Here is a 19,792-nt window from a genome sequence, read left to right as displayed (position 1 = left end):
CGGGCCCAACTATCGTGGCCCAGCAACTCCAACGCGTCAGCCAGCCACTCGCGGGCTGCCTGGTCCAGCACCGTCGCGTGCGGGTCCGCGCGGTCCTTGGGCCGGTCGAGGTGTGCCTTCGCCCACGATCCACCAGCGAACGGCAGAGGGTGCCAGCAGCGCCGGCATGCGAGCACGCTGGGGCACGCCGGCAACAATCTGGTTTCATCACTGGCAGAAAATGATCATATGTTCAGGCGCATCTGGGAGACCGCCCGGAAGAATCGGCGGCCGCAAAACAAGTACGCCAAATCCAGGAAGCGCAAGCCCACCGAGCCGATCTACGGCTGCGACTACGGTGACCTGGGGCTGTTCCCCGCCCTGTTGCTGTTCGGCTCGGCCACGGCGGCGGTGGTGGGCCGGGCACCTGCCCTGGACCGTGCGAGCCGGGCACCTGCCCTGGACCGTGCGGGCCGGGCAGCGATTCGTGGCTATCGCCGCTGGCTGTCACCACACTGGCCGGGGCAGTGCCGGTTCACCCTGACCTGCGGGGCGTACGGGCTGACCGCGGTGGAGCGGTACGGGATGGCGGTGGGCGGGCGGATGGCTGCCGAACGGGTACGTCGATGCCGTCCCGGGGTGCCGCGCGGCACCGTCGACCCGGTCCGCTGACGATCCGGTCCGCTGACGACCCGGTCCCGCCGGCCCGGTCCGCTGACGACACGAACCGGGTCGGCGGGAGAGGGATCAGGCGATCCGGTCGATGACCAGCGGCGTACGGCTGGGCGGCGTAGCGGAGATGGTGACCGCCCGATCGGCGTCCGCCCGGGCCGCCGGGATCCGGGCCGCGTCGTCGGCCCGCAGTTCGAGCAGCGGTTCACCGGCCCGGACCGGGTCACCGGGCTTCTTGTGCAGCACCACACCGGCGGCGGCGCTGACCGGGTCCTCCTTGCGGGCCCGGCCGGCACCGAGTCGCCAGGCGGCGATCCCGATCGCGTACGCGTCCATGGTGTCCACGAAACCGTCCCGGTCGGCGCGTACCACCTCGATCTCGTTGGCCGTGGCCATGGGCGCGTCCGGGTCACCGCCCTGCGCCCGGATCATGGCCCGCCAGGAGTCCATCGCCCGTCCGTCGCGCAGCGCCGCCGCCGGGTCGGCGTCCGGCAGCCCCGCCGCGACCAGCATCTCCCGGGCCAGGGCCAGGGTCAGCTCCACCACGTCGGCCGGGCCGCCACCGGCAAGCACCTCGACCGACTCGGCCACCTCGACGGCGTTGCCCACGGTCAGGCCGAGTGGGGTGGACATGTCGGTGAGCAGGGCGACGGTGTTCACGCCGTGTGCCGTGCCGAGTTCGACCATGGTGCGAGCCAGTTCGCGGGCGTCGTCGACCGAGGTCATGAAGGCACCGGAGCCGACCTTCACGTCCAGCACCAGGGCACCCGTACCCTCGGCGATCTTCTTGCTCATGATCGAGCTGGCGATCAGCGGGATCGCCTCGACGGTGCCGGTGACGTCGCGCAGCGCGTACAGCTTGCGGTCGGCGGGGGCCAGCCCTTCGCCGGCCGCGCAGATCACCGCGCCGATGTCGCGCAGCTGGGCGATGAACTCGTCGTTGCTCAGCCGGGCCCGCCAGCCGGGGATCGCCTCCAGCTTGTCCAGCGTGCCGCCGGTGTGGCCGAGTCCCCGCCCGGAGAGCTGCGGTACGGCGGCGCCGCAGGCGGCGACGAGCGGGGTGAGCGGCAGCGTGATCTTGTCGCCGACGCCACCGGTCGAGTGCTTGTCGACGGTGGGTCGACCCACCCCGGACAGGTCGAGCCGTTCCCCGCTGGCGATCATCGCGGCGGTCCACCGGGCGATCTCCGGCCCGGTCATGCCTCGCAGCAGGATCGCCATGGCCAGCGCCGACATCTGCTCGTCGGCGACCTGCCCCCGGGTGTACGCGTCCACCACCCAGTCGATCTGCGCGTCGGAGAGCACCCCACCGTCGCGCTTGGCCCGGATCACGTCGACCGCCGCGAACCCACTCACGTTCGTCCTTCCCTGGCCCTGCGGTATGCCGGGCCGTCCGTACTGTCCAGGTGTCAGGAAGGGCCCCTTCCTATACAAGAAGCGATAAGAAGGGGCCCTTCCTAACACCAAAAGCTCAGCCCACCCAACGATCCGGGATCTCGGTGGGCGGGTCCCCCTCGCCAGCCCAGAGCATCGTCCCGTCGGCTTCGACCACCACGACCCGGGGCGTACGGGCGTGCCCCCAGGCCACCGCCTCGTCCACGGCGGGCCAGTTCGGCCCCTCCTCCAGGACCCCCGGCTCGGCACCCTCGTCGCCGCCGGACCGCTCCCAGTAGGCGGTCCACACCTGCTGGCCGGCGGAGACGTCGGGGTGCACGAAGACCGTGCCCCGCCCCCGCCAGGCGGCCAGCCGTTCCGGCACCGTCGGCAGCGACCTCTCCGCCTCGAGCGCCTCCAGGTCCGCCACGCCGAACGCGTGTGGCAGCAGGTCACTCACCCGCAGCGGAGCCGGGTCGGCCTCGACCAGGCACTCCGGGCCACCGTGTTCCCACAGCAGTTGCCGGCAGCGCCCGCAGGGCATCAGCGGCTCACCGGTCGCCCCCACGCAGGAGAGCGCGACCAGCCGGCCACCGCCGCTGGCGAACAGCGCCGAGACCACGCCGCACTCGGCGCAGAGCACCACGCCGTACGCCGCGTTCTCCACGTTGCAGCCGACCACCACGCGGCCGTCGTCGGTCAGCCCGGCGGCACCGACCGGAAACTTCGAGTACGGGACGTATGCGTGGCGCATCGCCTCGGTGGCAGCGGCTCGCAGCCGCGCCCAATCGACCTGGTTCGTCACTGTTCCATCCTGCACCTGTCAAAGCCTCCAGCCTGCACCTGACGGGTCAGCCCTTGACGTAGGGCTTGCCGCTGGCGGCGGGTGCCCGTACCTTGCCCACCAGTCCGGCCACCGCCAGCATCGTCGCCAGGTACGGCAGCATCGACAGGAACTGGCTGGGGATGATGCTGTCGATGGCGCTGAGGTAGGTGGCGAGTTGGTCGGCGAAGCCGAAGAAGAGCGCGGCCAGCAGGGCACCGGTCGGGCTCCACCGCCCGAAGATCAGCGCGGCCAGCGCGATGAACCCCTTGCCGCCGATCATGTTCTTGGTGAACGTGAAGAGCGCCAGCGTGTAGGAGGCACCACCGATACCGGCGACCACCCCGGCGAGCAGCACGTTGCGGTAGCGCAGCCGGAGCACCTTCACCCCGAGGGTGTCCGCGGCGGTGGGGTGCTCGCCCACCGACCGGGTACGCAGCCCCCACCGGGTACGGAACAGCGCGATGTGGATGACGAAGACCAGGATCAGCGCCAGGTAGAGGAAGATGTTGCTGCGGAACAGCGCCGGCCCGAGCACCGGGATGTCCGACAGCAGCGGGATCTCCCAGGTGGTGAACCGGGGCGGCTGGTTGTACTTGGCGGCGTTGGTCTGCATCAGCCGCTCGTAGAGGAACCCGGTCACGCCCACCGCGAACAGGTTCAGCACGATGCCCATGACCACCTGGTCGACCAGGTAGCGGATGCTGAAGACCGCCAGCAGCAGCGAGATGAACGCGCCACCCACGGCCGCCGCGACCAGACCCACCCAGACGCTTCCGCTGATCGATCCGAAGAGCGCCCCGGAGAAGGCTCCCATCAGCAACTGGCCCTCGATGGCCACGTTGACGACACCGGAGCGTTCACAGAGTACGCCGGCGAGCGCCCCGAAGATCAGTGGCAGGGCGAGCAGGAACGTACCCCGGACCATGTTGACCATCGGCATGAAGTTCTGCCCGGTCGGCGCGGTCGACACCTGCCAGCAGAGGAAGGAGAACACGAAGCCGAGCGCGCCCACCCCGACCAGCAGCCCGAACCACCGCTCCGGTACCCCGATCAGGAAGGCGGCACCGGCCGCCACGGCGACCAGCCCGAAGATGATCGCGCCGACCGTACCGTTGATCTCCAGCGCGGCACCGGCGGAATCCTCGCTCAGGGTGAACCGGGCCGCCTGGTCGGTGGCCAACGCCCCGAACAGCACCGCCGCGATCACCCCGAGCACCGCCAGCACGGCACCCGTCTTGCGGTTACGGGTCCAGAAGCCGTGGTCGACCGGGGCGACCGCGACGTCCTCGACAGCCATGGTGGACATGTCAGATCCCCCCTTCGTTCGCGACTGCGGGACTCGCAAGCTCTACCCGCATTCCGGTCCCGCGGGCCACCCCGGAACGCTCGTTCCTCGCGCTCACGGTCACGGTCACCAACCCTTCGCCAGGCTCGTCTGCAACCGGGCGGCCCGCGCGGCGCGGAGCCGGAAGATCGCCTTCACCAGGGCCGGAGCGGCGATGAAGATGACGATCAGCGCCTGGAGCACGGTGACCAGTTCGAGCGAGACACCCGCGTACGACTGCATCCGGTTACCGCCGGCCTGCAACGCGCCGAAGAGCAGCGCGGCGAGCGCGACCCCCCAGGGCTTCACCCGGCCGAGCAGCGCCACCAGGATGCCGTTGAATCCGATCTCGGCGGCCACCAGCGGGGTGAGGGCACTGGCCGTACTGCCGAGCACCATGTTCGCCCCGCCGAGCCCAGCCAGCCCTCCGGCGATCGCCATGAGCACCATGTACGTCTTGGCGACGCTGATCCCGGCGGTACGTGCGGCGTCCGGGTTGGCGCCCACGGCCCGCAGCTCGAAGCCGAAGGTGGAGCGGTTGAGCAGCCAGGCGACCAGCCAGGTGGCCAGGACCGCCAGCAGGATGCCGGAGTGCACCCGCAGGTCGTCGCCGAGCAGGCGGGGCAGTTGTGCCGAGCTGTCCACGGACCGGCTGATCGCGTCGGTACGGGTGGGCTCCTTCACCCCGTTCTGCAGGATGATCCAGGCCAGGAAGTAGACGCCCACGTAGTTGAGCATGATCGTGTTGATCACCTCGTGGGCCCCGGTACGCGCCTTCAGGAAGCCGGGGATGAAGCCCCAGATCGCGCCACCGACCGCCCCGGCGACCAGCGCCACGATCAGGTGTACGACCGGCGGCAGCGGCAGCAGGAAACCGGCCAGCGCGGCGAGGACCACGCCCAGGATCGCCTGGCCCTGGGCACCGATGTTGAACAGGCCGCCCCGGAAGGCCAGCGCCACCGAGAGTCCGGTGAAGACCAGCGGAGTGGTGTAGGTCAGCGTCTCGGAGATCGGCGCGAAGACGGGCTTCCAGTCGTTGGTCCCGTTGAGCCAGCCGCTGATCGCCTCGGGGTCGAAGACCGCGCCCTTGAACAGGTTGGCGTAGGCGTCGCTGACCACGGCCCAACTGGAGTTGATCGCGTCGGACGGGCGGGCCGTGATGTAGCCGTACGTGGCCAGCACGTCCGGGTCGGAGATGATGATCAGCACCGCACCGATCACGATCGCCAGCAGCAGCGCGAGCGCGGTGACGGTGACCGTGTTGGCTGCCCAGAGGCTCTGTAGGAAGTGCTGCCCGAAGGAGCTACCGCCCTGCGGTTCGGCCGGCTTCTGGTCCGGTGCCGCTCCGGTCGTCGACTGGTCCCGCTTGGCGACCGGCTCCTGGTCCCGCTTGGCGACCGCCGCCTCGGCACCCGCGACCTCCTGGTCGGCGCGTACCGATTCGGTGGCCGGGTCCTTGTCCGGCGACGGGGAGTCGGCCTCGGGGTTGACCTTGCTCATGACGTTTCCTCGCTGCTGCCCGGAGCGCCGGTGGACCGGTCGCCGGTAGTCGGGGCATCGGTGGACGGGTCGCCAGTGGTAGGTGCGTCGGCGGTGGAGCCGGCCCCGGGGGTGGGTGCGCCGGCGGCGGCATCGTCCCCGGCGGTGGGTGCGCCGGCGGCGGCATCGTCCCCGGTGATGCCGGCCATCATCAGGCCGATCGTCTCGCGCGGGGTGTCCGGGCCGACGATGCCGAGGATCCGGCCCCGGTACATGACGGCGATCCGGTCGGCCAGATTGAGCACCTCGTCCAGTTCGCTGGAGACCACCAGCACCGCCGTACCGACGTCCCGCTCGTGGATGATCTGCCGGTGGATGAACTCGATCGAGCCGACGTCCACCCCCCGGGTGGGCTGCGCGGCCACGAAGAGCTTCAGCGGCCGGGACATCTCCCGCGCCACGATCACCTTCTGCTGGTTACCGCCGGAGAGCGTGCTGACCGGGGCATCGGCCGAGGGGGTACGGATGTCGAACTGGGCGATCCGTTCCCTGGCCGAGTCGGCGATGGCGTCGAGCTTGAGCGCGAGGCCGGAGCCGAAGGGCGGCTGGTCGTACAGGTCCAACACCAGGTTCTCGGCGACGCTGAACTCCTTGACCACGCCGTCGACGCTGCGGTCCTCGGGGACGTAGCCGACCCCGGCGCGGAGCACCTTCTTCGGCGACCAGCCGTCGATTCGCTGCCCGGCCAGGGTCACCGAACCGGCCAGCGGCGGACGCAGGCCCATGATCGCCTCGACCAGCTCGGTCTGACCGTTGCCCTGCACACCGGCGATACCGAGCACCTCGCCGGCCCGTACGGTCAGGTCCACCCCGTCGACCGCCCGGACACTCCGGTCGTCGTCGACCACGAGCCCTTCCACCTGGAGCACCGGCGCTCCCGGCTCGGCCGGGGCCTTCTCCACCCGCAACTGCACCGAACGGCCGACCATCAGCGCGGCCAACTCGTCCTCGCTGGCCCGGGGGTCAGCGGTGCCCACCGTACGACCCCGACGGATCACCGTGATCCGGTCGGCGATCGCCTTGACTTCCTTGAGCTTGTGGGTGATGAAGACGATCGACTTGCCGGACTCCTTGAGCGACCGCATGACCGCGAGCAGTTCCTCGGTCTCCTGCGGGGTCAGTACGGCGGTCGGCTCGTCCAGGATGAGCAGGTCGACGTCGCGGGTCAGCGCCTTGACGATCTCGACCCGCTGCTGGATGCCGACCGGTAGTTCCTCGATCACGGCGTCCGGGTCGACCTGCAGGTTGAACCGGGTGGATACCTCGGACACCTGACGACGGGCCCGCCGCCGGTCGAGCAGACCGACGATGCCGCCGCGCACCTGCTCGGCGCCGAGCATGACGTTCTCCGCCACGGTCAGCACCGGCACCAGCATGAAGTGCTGGTGCACCATGCCGATCCCGGCGGCGATGGCGTCGCCCGGCCCCTTGATCCGTCGGGGCTCGCCGTCGACCAGGATCTCGCCCTCGTCGGGCTGGAGCAGGCCGTACAGGACGTTCATCAACGTGGACTTCCCCGCGCCGTTCTCGCCGAGCAGCGCGTGGATCTCTCCGGGCTCCACCGTCAGGTCGATGTGGTCGTTGGCGACCAGGTCACCGAACCGTTTGGTGATGCCGCGCAGTTCGAGTCTCAGCGCAACCTCCTGGAGTACGGGCGATGGTGCAGCCTAGCTGCCAGCCGAGCGGACCATCAGACCATCTGACCGGGCCGGATGGGAAGAGGGGGTGGGACGGGTCGGCCGCCCCGGCTCCCGGACGGATCGTCGGGGAGAGCGGGACGGCCGGACCGTCGTACCGGTGGTGTTACCAGGTCAGCCGACCGGCCCCGAGGGGTCCACGGGTCGCTCGGCCGGGGGTCACTTCTTCGGCTGGGCCGGGGAGGTGACGGTGATCGTACCGGCGATGATGTCGGCCTTGAGCTTCTCGACCTCGGCCTTCAGCTCCGCCGGCACCTTGCTGTCGAACTCGTGGTACGGGGCCAGCGAGACACCGTTGTTGGCCAGCGTGCCGATGGTGCCCTGGGCGGCGGTGAGCTTCTCGCCCTTGGCCGCCTTGAGCACCGCGTCCTTGACCGCGTCCGAGATGTTCTTGGCCACGGTGGTCAGCAGCGCCGGGCAGTTGGGCGTGCTCTCGCAGCCGTCGACGTCCACCCAGATGGCCGTGAACTTGCCGTTGGAGGCCTGGGCGGCGGCGGTGGTGCCGAGGCCGGCGCCACCGGCGACCGGCATGATGATGTCGGCACCCTGGGCGACCAGGGTGTCGCTCTGCTTCTTGCCCTCGTCCTGCTTCTCGAAGCCGGAGAACGCGCCGTTCTGCGTCTCCTTGTTCCAGCCGAGGACCTGGACCGTCTTGCCCTTGGTCTTGTTGTAGTGGGCGACGCCGTCGACGAAGCCGTCCATGAAGATCGTCACCGGCGCGATCTTCATACCGCCGTAGGTGCCGACCTTGCCGGTCTTGGTCATCCCGGCCGCGAGGTAGCCGGCCAGGAAGGCCGACTGCGCGGTGTCGAACTCCATCGGGAAGACGTTGGTCTCCTCGACCTTCGCGTCGACGATGCCGAACTGCTGGTTCGGGTTCGCCTTGGCGATCTTCGAGGTGGCGGTGCTCATCAGGCCGCCGACGGCCAGGATGAAGTCGCACTTCTGGTTGACGTACTGCGTCAGGTTGGGCTCGTAGTCGGCCTCGGCCTTGGACGCGACGTACTTGATGTCGATGTTGCTGTCCTGGGCCTTCGCCGCCTCCAGGCCCTTCCAGGCCGAGGTGTTGAACGACTTGTCGTCGATGCCGCCGACGTCGGTCACCATGCAGGCGCTGTACTTCTTCGCGGCGTTGTCGCCGCCCTTCTCGTCCTCCGGAGCCTCACCACAGGCGGCCAGACCCAGTGCGAGCCCACCTACCGCGATCACCGAGACGGCCCGCATCCCACGCACAGAGCGCAAGACGGTCTCCTTCCCATTGCACACCGCCCGTCGCGGTGGCAGCCCAAGCCGGCCTGCGCCATGCCCACCGGCATCCCACATTACGGACGGGAGCGTACGCCCCCGCCCACCTACCGACCGACAATCGTGCAGGACTGTTGGATGCCTGTTACCCCGGCGTAACCCTCAGCGTGCCGAAGGTCACTTTCCGCCTGGCGGAGTGTCCCGCCGGATGCCCGACAATGGGCGTTTTTGCAGTTCAGACCGTTATCGCCAGAAGACCGCCACGGCCGCCGTGACCAGGGTCAATCCGACGATGGCCAGGAAGTGACCACGGTTGACCTCTTCCCGCTTCCGGGAGAAGAAGACCATCACGAAGATCGCCAGCGCCAGCACCAGCTTGGTGGCCAGTTTTGCCGGCGAGGGCTCGTTGCCGTCGCGCAGCGGCGCGGCGAGGCCGATGCCGGAGATCACCTGGATGATCGCGCCCCAGAGCATCGCGGCGTTGATCCGCAGCCGGCCGGTCACGTATTGCGCGATCCCGCCACCGAGCAGCAGCGCGAACCCGATCAAATGCACGTAGAGCAGTACGAGTCGTAAAGCTTCCATGAAAGGCATCCTCCCTATCGTCACGTCAACGACGCATCGTAGTAGATACCTTCGACACTAGGGCCGAAAGACCCGTGTGTCGGCCAGGAAGGTCCCGGTCAGGAAGGGCCCCTTACGCAACAGAATCCGACAACAAGGGGCCCTTCCTGACCAGCGTGAGTGCCAGGCCGACCATCGCGTAGCCGGCCAGGATGAGGCCGGGGACCAGGGCACCGGCACCGTCGAAGAACGCCGTCGAGCGCAGCAGGGTGCCGCCCGCGCCGATCGGCAGCCACTGACCGAGGGTCCCCCACGGCTGGGGCAGCAACTCCGGTGCCGAGGCGATCGCGGAGAGCGCGTTGCCGACCAGGAACACCAGCAGGGTCCCCAGGCCCAGACCGGCCGGCCCGAGCGCCGCGCCGAGCCCGGCCACGGTCGCCGACACCGCGAGCGTGAACAGCCCGAGCGCGGCGGCGTTGAGCAGGTACGTCCCGGAGAGCACGCCGAGCCAACCTTGCAGGACCGCAGCGCCAACGAGTCCGGCGAGGACGCCGTAGGCGAGCAGGCCGGTCAGCCGGGCGGCCCGACCGAGGTTCAGCAACGTCAACACCACTCCGACGAGCACGCTGGTCAGCGCGAGGGGCAGGAACCCGGACCCGAAGCCGGCTCCGCGTGGGTCGTCCGGATCGCCGGGTACGACGTCGACCACCCGTACCGGCGTTCCGGCGGGCGACTCGGCGGCTGCCTGGGCGAGCAGGGCCGCCACCGTGGGGCTGGCGGCCGAGGCGGTGTGCAGGGTCAGGCCGTCGGCCCCGACGACGAAGGCGGCGTACGCCTCGCGGTCGCGTAGCGCCTGCTCGGCCGCTGCCGCGTCGGGCACGGTCCGAATCTCGAAGGCTGACGGCTGTTCGGCCGCCAGTTGTTGGGTCAGCCCGGCGATGGCCTGCGGCGGCCCGGCAACGACCACCGGCAGGTCCCGGGGGGCCTGGTTGACCGCCGGTCCGGCGAACAGGGGTACGAGCAGCGCCTGTATCAACACCACGGCGGCGGCCACCAGAAGCGCCAGGGCCAGCGGCGATCGGAACCGGGCCAGTCTCTGGATCACTTTCACTCCTCATAAAACGAATGCTCGTTCTCTTTTCTGGGCAAGCGTCCTCCCCTGCGCGACGCCGCGTCAAGGAACGAGCGTTCGTTTTAGGCTGTGGGGCGTGCCACGCGTCTCCGACGAACACCTTGCCGCCCGCCGCCGTCAGATCATCGAAGCAGCTCAACGCTGCTTCCTGCGCAACGGCTTCCATGTCACGTCGATGCAGGACGTGATCAGTGAGGCGGGACTCTCGGTCGGTGCCGTCTACCGCTACTTCAAGAGCAAGAACGACCTGATCGCCGCCATCGCCGAGGCGGTCATCGGCAGCGCGGAGCACGTCTTCGAGGACCTGGCCACACACGAGCCGCCACTACCGCTGATCAAGGCGATGGACCGGGCGCTCACCTTCGTCGACGCCCAGTCCGGCCCGGACGGGGTGCTCCGCATCGCCGTACAGGTCTGGGCCGAGTCGCTCCGCGATCCCGCACTGGCCGAATTCGTCGCCCGGATATACGGCAAGTTCCGGGCCCGGTTCGTGGTGCTCGCCCAGCGGGCCCAGGCTGCCGGCGAACTACCCGCCGACGCCGACCCAGAGGCGGTCGGGGCCGCCCTCTTCGGAATCATCCCCGGCTATTTCCTGCAACGCATCCTCGCCGCCGGCCCGGACAAGGAGACCTACCTGGCGGGGGTCCGGGCACTGCTCGCAGGCACACCGGGGCGGACCCGCACCTGATCCACCCCGGCGCCATCTCGTGCGTCTCAGGCGGCAAGCCGCCACACCTGGAAGGTGGGACCGTCGCCGGGCAGGGCCACCGCACCCGCACCATCGGGACGCAGGTCGGGGGCACCGCCGTAGAGGTTCACCGCCGCCGGCAGGCCGGAAAGGCTGACCGGTTCGCCGGCTGACCGCCGGGCCAGCACCAGCACCGAGCCGGTCGGTGCCTCGCGCAGGAAGACCAGGGTGTCCGCATCGACGTACGCCCAGCGCAGCCCGCCGTGCCGCAATGCCGGTTCGGCCCGCCGCAGCGCGATCAGCCGCTGGTAGCGGGCGAACGTGCCGGTGTCCCAGCTCTCCGGCGCGTGCCACGGCATCGGCGTCCGGGAGCCCTCGCCGTTGGTGCCGGTCAGCCCCAACTCGTCTCCGGCGAAGATCATCGGCGTGCCGGGCATGGTGCAGAGCAGCCCGGCGGCCACCTCCTGCCGGTCGGCGTCCCCGACGACGCTGCGGATCCGGGCCGAGTCGTGCGAGCCGAGCAGCTGCCACGAGTGGGTGTACGCCCGCCAGGACACCAGCGAGCTGAAGCCCCGAATGGCGGCCAGCATCGACGCGCCGTCCCGCCGCCGTACGCCGCCCGGCACGCCCAGGAAGTTGGGCAGCTCCACCCCGTCACCGACCAACCAACTCCACACCGGATCGGTGAAACCGGGGTAGTTCATCGTGCCGTGCCAGCCGTTGGCGTCCAGGTCCCGGGTGTAGTCGTGCCCGTGCTCGGCCACCACCAGCCCGTCCGGGCGGGTGCCGGCCACCGCCGCGCGCAGCAGCGCCGCCACCTCGTGGGTGTACGCGTCGACCCCGCGCCGGCCGGTCATGTTGGCCACGTCCACCCGCCAGCCGTCCAGCCCGTACGGCGGCAGCAACCAGCGGGTCAACACCGAGCCGGGCCCTTCGACGAACCGCCGCCGCAGCTCGGCACTGGCCCAGTTGAGCTTCGGCAGCGACGTGACCCCGTTCCACGACTCGTAGTCGCCGGTCTCCGGGTCGAAGTAGTACAGCTCCCGTTCCAGCGCGTCCACCTCGGACGACGCGGCGGCGAACCATTCGTGCCCGTCACCGGTGTGGTTGCTGGTGATGTCACCGAGCAGCCGCCAGCCCCGACCGTGCACCGCCTCGGCGAGCCGGGCATAGGCAGCGTCCCCGCCGAGCAGCGGGTCGATCCGGTCGAAGCTGGCCGCGTCGTACCGGTGGTTGGAGCGGGCCGGGAAGACCGGGGTGAGATAGACGGTGTTGACACCGAGTCGGTCCAGATGGTCCAGCCGTTCGGTGATGCCGTCCAGGTCCCCGCCATAGAACTGGTACGGCGTCTCCGGTCCGCTACCGATTACCGGTGTGCGTTCCCAGTCACACGGGATGGCCCAGTCCGGCGGCTGTCGGTCGGCGGCGGCGGCCGACCGGGCGAACCGGTCCGGGAAGATCTGGTAGATCACCGCGTCGGCGGCCCAGCCGGGCGGCGGGTCGTAGGCGACCAGCTTGAAGTCGGTGGCGTCCGGCACGTCGTGGTCGACCACACCGAGCGCGGTCAGCCACCGGTTGCCGTCCGGGTGGTCGAGCAGGAACCGGTAGTTGCTGACCGGATTGCGGACCACCACCTCGGCCCGCCACCAGACCTCACCGCCGACGCGTCGGTCGACCTGCGCCGGGGCGAACTTGGGCTCGCCGTCCGGGGTGGTCCGGACGAAGACCCGCCGTACCGCCGCCGCCTCCGGCACGCGGACGAAGACCGAAACGGTCTCGCCGAGCGCCGGTGTCTGCTGCGGCACGTAGAACGCCGAGCCGTCATGGTGCGCCATCACATTCGGCCTCCGAAACATTGGTCTGGTTGTTGGGCAGCCACCCGACCTGTCGACGACACGGGCTCGGCCACCCCTCCGGTTTCACCCCTTGACCGCGCCCGCGGTCAGGCCGGAGACGATGTAGCGCTGGAGGAACTGGAAGACCGCCACGGTCGGTACGGCGGTCAGCAGGGTGCCGGCGGCGAAGATGCCGAAGTTGGCGTTGCGCTCCCCGGCCACCAGCCCGTACATGCCGACGGCGAGGGTCTTGCTCTCGGCCTGGGTGAGGAAGACGTTGGCGATCAGGAACTCGTTGATGGTGCTGATGAAGGCGAGCAGCCCGGCGACCGCCAGGATCGGCGCCACCAGCGGCAACATGATTCGGAAGAAGACCTGGACGTGGCTGGCACCGTCCATGGTGGCCGACTCGTCGAGTTCCTTGGGCAGGGTGTCGAAGAACCCCTTCATCAGCCAGGTGTTCACGCCCAGCGCTGTCCCGAGGTAGAGCAGCATCAGCCCCCACGAGGTGTTGAAGCCGATCACCGGCCACAGGTCGGTGACCTTCGTGAAGATCAGGAAGATCGCCACGATCGCCAGGAACTGCGGGAACATCTGGATCAGCAGCAGGGCCAGCAGCCCCACCCGCCGGCCCCGGAACCGCATCCGGGAGAAGGCGTACGCGGCCAGCGCGGACAGGAACACCGACGCCGCCGCCGCCAGTCCGGCGATGAGTATCGAGTTGAGGAACCAGCGGCCGAACTCGGTGTCGCGGAACAGGTTGACGAAGTTGTCCAGCGACGCTCCGGTCGGCAGCAGCTCGGTGGAGGAGAGCGTGCCCAGCGGGTTGATCGCGGCGGAGACGACGAACACGATCGGGAAGAGCGAGAACACGACGGCGACCAGCCCCACCAGATGCCGCCAGCCGACCTGGGTCAGCCACCGACCACGTCGGGCCCGCGACGAATCGACGGCGCTCACGTGTACACCTCCTCCTGTTGCCTGGTACGCCGGAAACTGACCGCGGAGATGATCGCGACCAGGGCGAAGATGAAGACCGAGACGGCCGCCGCGAACCCGTACTGGGCGCCGGCCGCACCGAAGGCCAGCCGGTAGGTGTACGTGATGAGCAGGTCGGTCGCCCCCACACTCGAATTGTCGGCGGGGAACGGCCCGCCCTCCGAGGTCAGGTGGATCGCGTTGAAGTTGTTGAAGTTGTAGGCGAACGACGAGATCAGCAACGGGGAGAGCGCGACCAGCAGCAGTGGCAGGGTGACCCGCCGGAACGACTGCCAGGGGGATGCGCCGTCGATCGAGCTGGCCTCGGTCAGCTCGGCCGGAATGGCCTGCAACGCACCGGTGGCGACCAGGAACATGTACGGGTAGCCGAGCCACAGCTGCACGCCGATCACCGCGAGCCGGGCCGACCACTCCTGCCCGAACCAGTCCACGTCCAGCCCGAACAGGTTGTTGATCAGGCCGAAGTCGGTGTTGAACATGTCCCGCCAGATCAGCAGCATGGCGAAGGCCGGCATGGCGTACGGCAGGATCAGCAGGACCCGGTAGATGTTGCGACCGCGTACCCGGGGCGAGTGCAGCGCCAGGGCGCAGAGCAGCCCGAGTACGAAGGTGCCCCCGGTGGAGCCGATCGCGAAGACGAGATTCCACACCAGGGTGCTGAGGAACGGGCCGGAGATGGTGGAATCGGTGATCAGCCGGGCGAAGTTGTTCAGCCCGACGTTGACCTGCCAGCCCTGGATCAGTCGTTCGCCGTCGGCGGCCACAAACGCCCCGAGGTCGGCGTCCGCCGTCCAGGTCTTGCCGGTGACCGTGTCGCGTACGCAGTCGCAGCCGGCGTCGTACGCCCGTAGTGCCTTGCCCTCGTAGGCGCGGGACAGTCCGCTGGAGCGGATGGCCCCACCCGAGGTGGGGACCGCGAAGTCGGTGACCTCCTGGCTGCGGGCGTTCACCTGGCCGAAGTTGAGCAGGGTGTAGCCGTCGGCGGCGGTGACCTTCCCGCCGGGAGCGACGGTGACGTCGGCGGCGGAGAGCGTCCGCAGCCCCTCGGTGTCGCCGGCCGAGACGACACCGGTGGTCGGGTCGGTGACCAGGAAGACCAGCGGGCCGGTGGCCGGGTCACCGGTGGTGGCGACGGAGAGGGCGTACTCGGTGGAGCCGGGCACCTGGGTCACCGAGGAGGTCTGGATCGCGACGATCGCGTCCTCCTTGCTCCCCCGGTGCCCGTCACCGAAGTTGGTGAACGCCGTGCTGGCCGTGTAGAGCACCGGGAAGACCTGGAAGGCCAGCAGGAAGAGGGTGCCCGGGACGAGGTACTTCGCGGGGATGTGCCGGGGCGTCAGGTAGAGGTAGCACAGCCCGACGGTGCCGACCACCAACACGGCCAGCCCGACCCAGGCCCCGGCGTCGATCAGCGGCATGGCCGCCCAGATCGCGATGGCTACGACCAGGCCGAGCAGGATCGCCTTGGTCAGGAGACCGGCTGCGGTGACGGGCCGCTCGCGGCGGGCCACCCCCCGAGCCGGGGTCCGAAGATCGGACCCCGGCTCGGCAAGCTGGGTACTCACGTCGTTACTTGATCTGGCCGGAGATGGCCTTGGCGGCACCGGTCAGCGTGCTGGTCACGTCCGCCCCACCGACGATCGCTGCCTCGGCCTTGCCGAACGGGTCCCAGATGGCGGCCATCGCTGGGATCGCCGGCAGGACGTGACCGTTCTTGCCTGCCTCCTGGAACTTGGCCAGGTCCGGGTCGTTGCCCTTGACCTGGTCGAGCGCGGCGGTCAGCGCCGGCGGCCGGGGCTCGGCGTTGTAGAGCGCCACCGCCAACTCCGGCTGGGTGGTGTAGTTGGCCACGAACTCCTGGGCCAGCGCCTTGTTCTTGCCCTTGGCCGCTACGTAGAACGCCTGCACACCGACGAACGGCTGTGCTTCCTTACCGCCGGCGAAGCCGGGGATCGGCGTGATGTCGTAGCTGATGTTCGCCTTCTTCACGTCCGGCACCACCCACGGCCCGGAGACCATGTAGGCGCACTTCTTGCCGGTGAAGGTGGCGCTGTAGTTCTCTCCGGTGATCGAGCGCTTGAACGCCCCCGCGCCCTTCTCACCGAGCGCCTTGATCTTCTCGAACGCCGCGATCGACTCGGGCTTGCCGACCCCCAGGTCCTTCGGGTCGTAGTCACCGTTGGCAGCGGTGCCGAAGAGGTAGCCGCCGCCCGAGGTGTAGAACGGGTAGATGTGGTAGGAATCGCCGGTCTGCCCCACCTGTAGGCACAGGATCTCGCTGACCTTCTTCTCCGCCTGGAGCTTCTTGCCGGTCGCCACGAGTTCCTCGATGGTCTTCGGCGCCTCGGGGGCCAGCTCGGTGTTGCGGATCAGAGCCAGGTTCTCCATCGCGTACGGCACGCCGTAGATCTGGCCGTTGAAGGTGGTGGCCGTGATCGCCTTCTCGTTGAAGCTGCTCTTCTGCGTGGCGGAGAGCTGCACCGGGTCGATCGCGCCGTTCTGCACCAGGTTGCCGATCCAGTCGTGCGCGCCGACCACCACGTCCGGACCGCTGCCCTGCTGGGAGGCGGTGACGAAGTTGGTCTGCAAATCCTTGGAGACGGCCTGCACCTCGACGGTCACCCCGTTGGCCTGACCGAACTTCTCGGCGAACGGCTTGAGGGCGGCGGTGCGCTTGTCGTCCGCCCAGATCACCAGCTTGCCGCCGTCGGTCTTGGCGGCCTTGTCGTCGGCCGGCTCGTCGCCGCCGCCGCAGCCGGCGCTGGCCAGCACCAGGGCAAGCCCGGCGGCGACGACACCCGCAGTACGGATGCGCATCGGTACTCCTGTCGTAGTGGCGGGATCCGCCGGGACGGCCCGACCAGGGGGTTTTGGGGGATGTTCTTGCCGTCGGCGCCGGTTGCCACGCCGCTACTCCCGGATGTTTCCGGGACGTTAGCAAGAGTTTTCAGATTTTGGAAGTCCTTGCAGGGCGCCTGCATCGAAAGATGCCCCTGGGTTACAGTTCCGCCATGCGCGCACGACTGTCCGACATCGCCCAACAGGCTCAGGTCAGCGAGGCGACGGTGTCGCGGGTGCTCAACGACCGTCCGGGAGTCGCCCCGGAGACCCGTCAGGCCGTGCTGACCGCCCTCGACGTTCTCGGCTACGAACGCCCGGCCCGGCTCCGTAAGCGCAGCGCCGGCCTGGTCGGCCTGGTAGTGCCGGAGCTGGACAACCCGATCTTCCCGGCCTTCGCCCAGAGCATCGAGTCCGCGCTGGCCCAGACCGGCTTCACGCCGGTGCTGTGCACCCAGACCCCGGGCGGGGTGACCGAGGACGAGTACGTCGAGATGCTGCTCGACCGGCAGGTCTCCGGCATCGTCTTCGTCTCCGGCCTGCACGCCGACACCGCCGCGGACCACGAGCGCTACCGCACCCTGCTCGCCCGGCCGCTGCCCATCGTCTTGATCAATGGGTTCGCACCCGGGATCCCGGCCCCCTTCGTCTCCTGCGACGACCGGGAAGCCGGTGAGCTGGCGGTGGCACACCTGGTGGCCCTCGGCCACCGTCGGATCGGACTGATCACCGGCCCCTCCCGGTTCATCCCGGTACAACGCAAGCTCGCTGGTTACACCGCCGCGATGCGCCGACTGGTCGGGGTGGACGATGCCGAGCTCGACGAGCTGACCGAGCTGTCACTCTTCGGCGTGGAGGGTGGCGAGGCGGCTGCCGGCCGGTTGCTGGACCGAGGAGTCACCGGTCTGGTCTGCGGCTCGGACCTGATGGCGCTCGGCGCGATCCGGGCCGCCCGACACCGGGGCCTGTCGGTGCCGGGCGAACTGTCGGTGGTCGGCTACGACGACTCCCCGCTGATCGCTTTCACCGACCCGCCGCTGACCACCGTGCGACAGCCGGTGATCTCGATGGCGGTGGCCGCGGTCCGGGCCCTGGTGGACGAGATCAACGGCCACGGGGCACCCCACTCCGAGTACGTCTTCCGACCCGAACTGGTGGCCCGGAAGTCGACCGCGGTCGCGCCGAGCCGATCGGCTGTCCCGGCACCACAGGCGGTTACCCAGCCCACTGTCGCCGTGCCCGCCTGACAACAGCAATTTCTTGCGCAAGAATTGCTTGACTCTTGCAGAGCTTGCCCGGCATCCTGCATTGGCGTCCCCTCCGTCGCAGCAGAACGGGAAAGGCAACCATGACTGCCACCAGCAGCCGTACCCCCTCCACCACCGACGTCGACTGGTGGCGCTCCGCAGTCGTCTACCAGGTGTACGTACGCAGCTTCGCCGACTCCAATGGGGACGGCGTCGGAGACCTGCGTGGCATCCGTGAGCGGCTGCCGTACCTGCGGGACCTCGGGGTGGACGCGCTCTGGCTGACCCCGTTCTACCGCTCTCCGATGATCGACGGCGGCTACGACGTGGCCGACTACCGCGACGTCGACCCGATCTTCGGCAACCTCGCCGACTTCGACGAGATGATCACGGAAGCGCACGCCCTGGGGCTGCGGCTCATCGTGGACGTCGTGCCCAACCACAGCTCCGACGCGCACCCCTGGTTCGTCGAGGCCCTGGCCGCCGCGCCCGGCTCCGCCGAGCGGGAGCGCTACATGTTCCACGACGGCAAGGGCGACAACGGCGAACTACCGCCCAACGACTGGGAGTCCATCTTCGGCGGACCGGCCTGGACCCGGGTGCCCGACGGGCAGTGGTACCTGCACCTGTTCGATCCCGCCCAACCCGACCTCAACTGGCGCAACCCGGAAGTACGCGCCGAGTTCGAGGACGTGCTGCGGTTCTGGCTGGACCGGGGCGTGGACGGCTTCCGCATCGACGTGGCCCACGGCATGATCAAGCAGGAGGGACTGCCGGACGTCGGCCGTACCTCCGCCGACGGCTCACCCCAGATCGAACTGCTCGGCCGGGGCCGGCTGCCCTACTTCGACCAGGACGAGGTGCACGACATCTACCGCGCCTGGCGGCCCATCCTGGACAGCTACCCCGGCGGACGGATGGCCGTCGCCGAGGCGTGGGCCGAGACCCCACAGCGACTGGCCCGCTACATCGGGCCGGACGAGCTGCACCAGGCATTCAACTTCGACTTCCTGGACGCCACCTGGTCGGCCGACTCATTCCACAAGGTGATCGACACCGCACTGGCCGAGTCCACCATCGTGGGTGCACCGACCACCTGGGTGCTCTCCAACCATGACAAGCATCGGCACGTCACCCGGTACGGCGACGGCCCGGTCGGGCTGCGCCGGGCCCGCGCCGCCGCCCTGCTCATGCTCGCCCTGCCCGGTTGCGCCTACCTCTACCAGGGCGAGGAACTGGGCCTGCCGGAGGTGCTGGACCTCCCCGACGAGCTACGCCAGGACCCGGCCTTCCTGCGTACCGGCCAGACCCGGGACGGCTGCCGGGTGCCACTGCCGTGGAGCGGCGAGCTGCCCCCGTACGGCTTCGGACCGGCAGGCTGCGAACTCTCCTGGCTACCGGCCCCCACGACCTGGGCGAACCTGTCGGTGGCCGCCCAGACCGGCGACCCGGCCTCGACGCTGGAGCTCTACCGCGCGGCGCTGCGGATTCGCCGGAGTCACCCGGCGCTGGTCGACGGCCCGACCACCGACACCGGGACCGACGCCCTGGCCTGGCTGACCACCGAGCCGGAGGTACTGGCCTTCAGCCGGGCGGCAACGCCCGACGCGCCCGCGCTGGTCTGCGTGGTCAACTTCGGTGACGCCCCGGTCCGGGTCGCCGACCATGGCAACCTGATCCTCGCCAGCGAGCCGCTCGACGAGTCCAGCGGGCAGCCGATGCTGCCGGTCGACGCCGCGGCCTGGTTCGAACGGCCCTGATTCGGGTAGTCCGCTATTACCTGGTCGTCCGTTGTGCTCCGCGCCAACGGGCGGCTGGGCCGTTTCCAGGCCG

The 19,792-nt window shown here is 69.5% G+C and carries 16 protein-coding genes; 4 read left to right on the top strand and 12 right to left on the bottom strand.

Translation table 11 applies throughout. The annotated features are described in order from the left end of the window. The first annotated feature begins 228 nt into the window (after positions 1 to 228). On the top strand, positions 229 to 651 hold the full coding sequence (gene yidD / locus FHR38_RS17955) for a membrane protein insertion efficiency factor YidD (protein ID WP_184535744.1): 423 nt from the start codon (positions 229 to 231) through the stop codon (positions 649 to 651). 75 nt (positions 652 to 726) lie between these two features. Here yidD and FHR38_RS17950 read toward each other — a convergent pair whose 3' ends face one another. From FHR38_RS17950 to FHR38_RS17915, 8 genes are all read right to left on the bottom strand, one after another. Further along, complete coding sequence (locus tag FHR38_RS17950; protein ID WP_184535743.1) at positions 727 to 2,007, bottom strand: thymidine phosphorylase; 1,281 nt, start codon at positions 2,005 to 2,007, stop codon at positions 727 to 729. Positions 2,008 to 2,122: 115 nt separating this feature from the next. Next, positions 2,123 to 2,830 (bottom strand): cytidine deaminase, encoded by a 708-nt coding sequence (locus tag FHR38_RS17945; RefSeq protein WP_312882238.1) that lies wholly within the window; start codon positions 2,828 to 2,830, stop codon positions 2,123 to 2,125. A gap of 46 nt (positions 2,831 to 2,876) precedes the next feature. Then, positions 2,877 to 4,157, bottom strand: coding sequence for an ABC transporter permease (locus tag FHR38_RS17940; RefSeq protein ID WP_184535742.1), 1,281 nt, complete (start codon positions 4,155 to 4,157; stop codon positions 2,877 to 2,879). A gap of 105 nt (positions 4,158 to 4,262) precedes the next feature. After that, a complete protein-coding gene (locus FHR38_RS17935) occupies positions 4,263 to 5,675 on the bottom strand; it encodes an ABC transporter permease (RefSeq protein ID WP_184535741.1) in 1,413 nt (470 codons plus the stop codon). Then, a complete protein-coding gene (locus tag FHR38_RS17930; RefSeq protein ID WP_312882569.1) occupies positions 5,672 to 7,288 on the bottom strand; it encodes an ABC transporter ATP-binding protein in 1,617 nt (538 codons plus the stop codon). The genes FHR38_RS17935 and FHR38_RS17930 overlap by 4 nt, the downstream gene beginning before the upstream one ends. 282 nt (positions 7,289 to 7,570) lie before the next feature. Next, positions 7,571 to 8,635: a BMP family lipoprotein gene (locus FHR38_RS17925; RefSeq protein ID WP_184539842.1), complete on the bottom strand. Its 1,065-nt coding sequence runs from the start codon at positions 8,633 to 8,635 to the stop codon at positions 7,571 to 7,573. Positions 8,636 to 8,899: 264 nt separating this feature from the next. Beyond that, positions 8,900 to 9,241, bottom strand: a complete 342-nt coding sequence (locus FHR38_RS17920; protein WP_184535740.1) for a hypothetical protein — start codon at positions 9,239 to 9,241, stop codon at positions 8,900 to 8,902. A gap of 112 nt (positions 9,242 to 9,353) precedes the next feature. Further along, a complete protein-coding gene (locus FHR38_RS17915; protein WP_312882235.1) occupies positions 9,354 to 10,325 on the bottom strand; it encodes a hypothetical protein in 972 nt (323 codons plus the stop codon). 103 nt (positions 10,326 to 10,428) lie between these two features. Here FHR38_RS17915 and FHR38_RS32880 point away from each other — a divergent pair, with 103 nt between their 5' ends. Next, positions 10,429 to 11,040, top strand: a complete 612-nt coding sequence (locus FHR38_RS32880) for a TetR/AcrR family transcriptional regulator (RefSeq protein WP_184535739.1) — start codon at positions 10,429 to 10,431, stop codon at positions 11,038 to 11,040. Positions 11,041 to 11,066: 26 nt separating this feature from the next. On the opposite strand, the gene FHR38_RS17905 is transcribed toward FHR38_RS32880, so the two are convergent. From FHR38_RS17905 to FHR38_RS17890, 4 genes are all read right to left on the bottom strand, one after another. Further along, on the bottom strand, positions 11,067 to 12,875 hold the full coding sequence (locus FHR38_RS17905) for a glycoside hydrolase family 13 protein (RefSeq protein WP_246446595.1): 1,809 nt from the start codon (positions 12,873 to 12,875) through the stop codon (positions 11,067 to 11,069). Between the two features lie 84 nt (positions 12,876 to 12,959). Next, entirely contained in the window at positions 12,960 to 13,835 is an 876-nt protein-coding gene (locus tag FHR38_RS17900) for a sugar ABC transporter permease (protein ID WP_184535737.1), read from the bottom strand. Beyond that, on the bottom strand, positions 13,832 to 15,439 hold the full coding sequence (locus tag FHR38_RS17895) for an ABC transporter permease subunit (protein WP_376771416.1): 1,608 nt from the start codon (positions 15,437 to 15,439) through the stop codon (positions 13,832 to 13,834). The genes FHR38_RS17900 and FHR38_RS17895 overlap by 4 nt, the downstream gene beginning before the upstream one ends. 4 nt (positions 15,440 to 15,443) lie before the next feature. After that, on the bottom strand, positions 15,444 to 16,691 hold the full coding sequence (locus tag FHR38_RS17890; RefSeq protein WP_184535736.1) for a sugar ABC transporter substrate-binding protein: 1,248 nt from the start codon (positions 16,689 to 16,691) through the stop codon (positions 15,444 to 15,446). A 194-nt stretch (positions 16,692 to 16,885) separates the two neighbouring features. Between FHR38_RS17890 and FHR38_RS17885 the strand changes: the two genes are divergently transcribed. Next, the gene (locus FHR38_RS17885) at positions 16,886 to 17,959 is read left to right on the top strand and encodes a LacI family DNA-binding transcriptional regulator (protein WP_281384875.1); all 1,074 of its coding nucleotides are present in this window, start codon (positions 16,886 to 16,888) and stop codon (positions 17,957 to 17,959) included. Positions 17,960 to 18,060: 101 nt separating this feature from the next. Beyond that, entirely contained in the window at positions 18,061 to 19,719 is a 1,659-nt protein-coding gene (locus FHR38_RS17880) for a glycoside hydrolase family 13 protein (protein WP_184535735.1), read from the top strand. Positions 19,720 to 19,792 lie beyond the last annotated feature (73 nt).

Origin of the sequence: Micromonospora polyrhachis (assembly GCF_014203835.1) — a bacterium.
Classification (GTDB): domain Bacteria; phylum Actinomycetota; class Actinomycetes; order Mycobacteriales; family Micromonosporaceae; genus Micromonospora_H; species Micromonospora_H polyrhachis.
The sequence above is the reverse complement of the archived record's forward strand: the minus strand, read 5'-3'. Positions and strand labels throughout refer to the sequence as shown.

Coding starts and splice junctions, on each gene's coding strand:
- FHR38_RS17925 (WP_184539842.1), bottom strand. CDS start 8,635: ATGCGGGCCGTCTCGGTGATCGCGGTAGGTGGGCTCGCACTGGGTCTG.
- FHR38_RS17890 (WP_184535736.1), bottom strand. CDS start 16,691: ATGCGCATCCGTACTGCGGGTGTCGTCGCCGCCGGGCTTGCCCTGGTG.
- FHR38_RS17920 (WP_184535740.1), bottom strand. CDS start 9,241: ATGGAAGCTTTACGACTCGTACTGCTCTACGTGCATTTGATCGGGTTC.
- yidD (WP_184535744.1), top strand. CDS start 229: ATGTTCAGGCGCATCTGGGAGACCGCCCGGAAGAATCGGCGGCCGCAA.
- FHR38_RS17935 (WP_184535741.1), bottom strand. CDS start 5,675: ATGAGCAAGGTCAACCCCGAGGCCGACTCCCCGTCGCCGGACAAGGAC.
- FHR38_RS17905 (WP_246446595.1), bottom strand. CDS start 12,875: ATGGCGCACCATGACGGCTCGGCGTTCTACGTGCCGCAGCAGACACCG.
- FHR38_RS17880 (WP_184535735.1), top strand. CDS start 18,061: ATGACTGCCACCAGCAGCCGTACCCCCTCCACCACCGACGTCGACTGG.
- FHR38_RS17940 (WP_184535742.1), bottom strand. CDS start 4,157: ATGTCCACCATGGCTGTCGAGGACGTCGCGGTCGCCCCGGTCGACCAC.
- FHR38_RS17885 (WP_281384875.1), top strand. CDS start 16,886: ATGCGCGCACGACTGTCCGACATCGCCCAACAGGCTCAGGTCAGCGAG.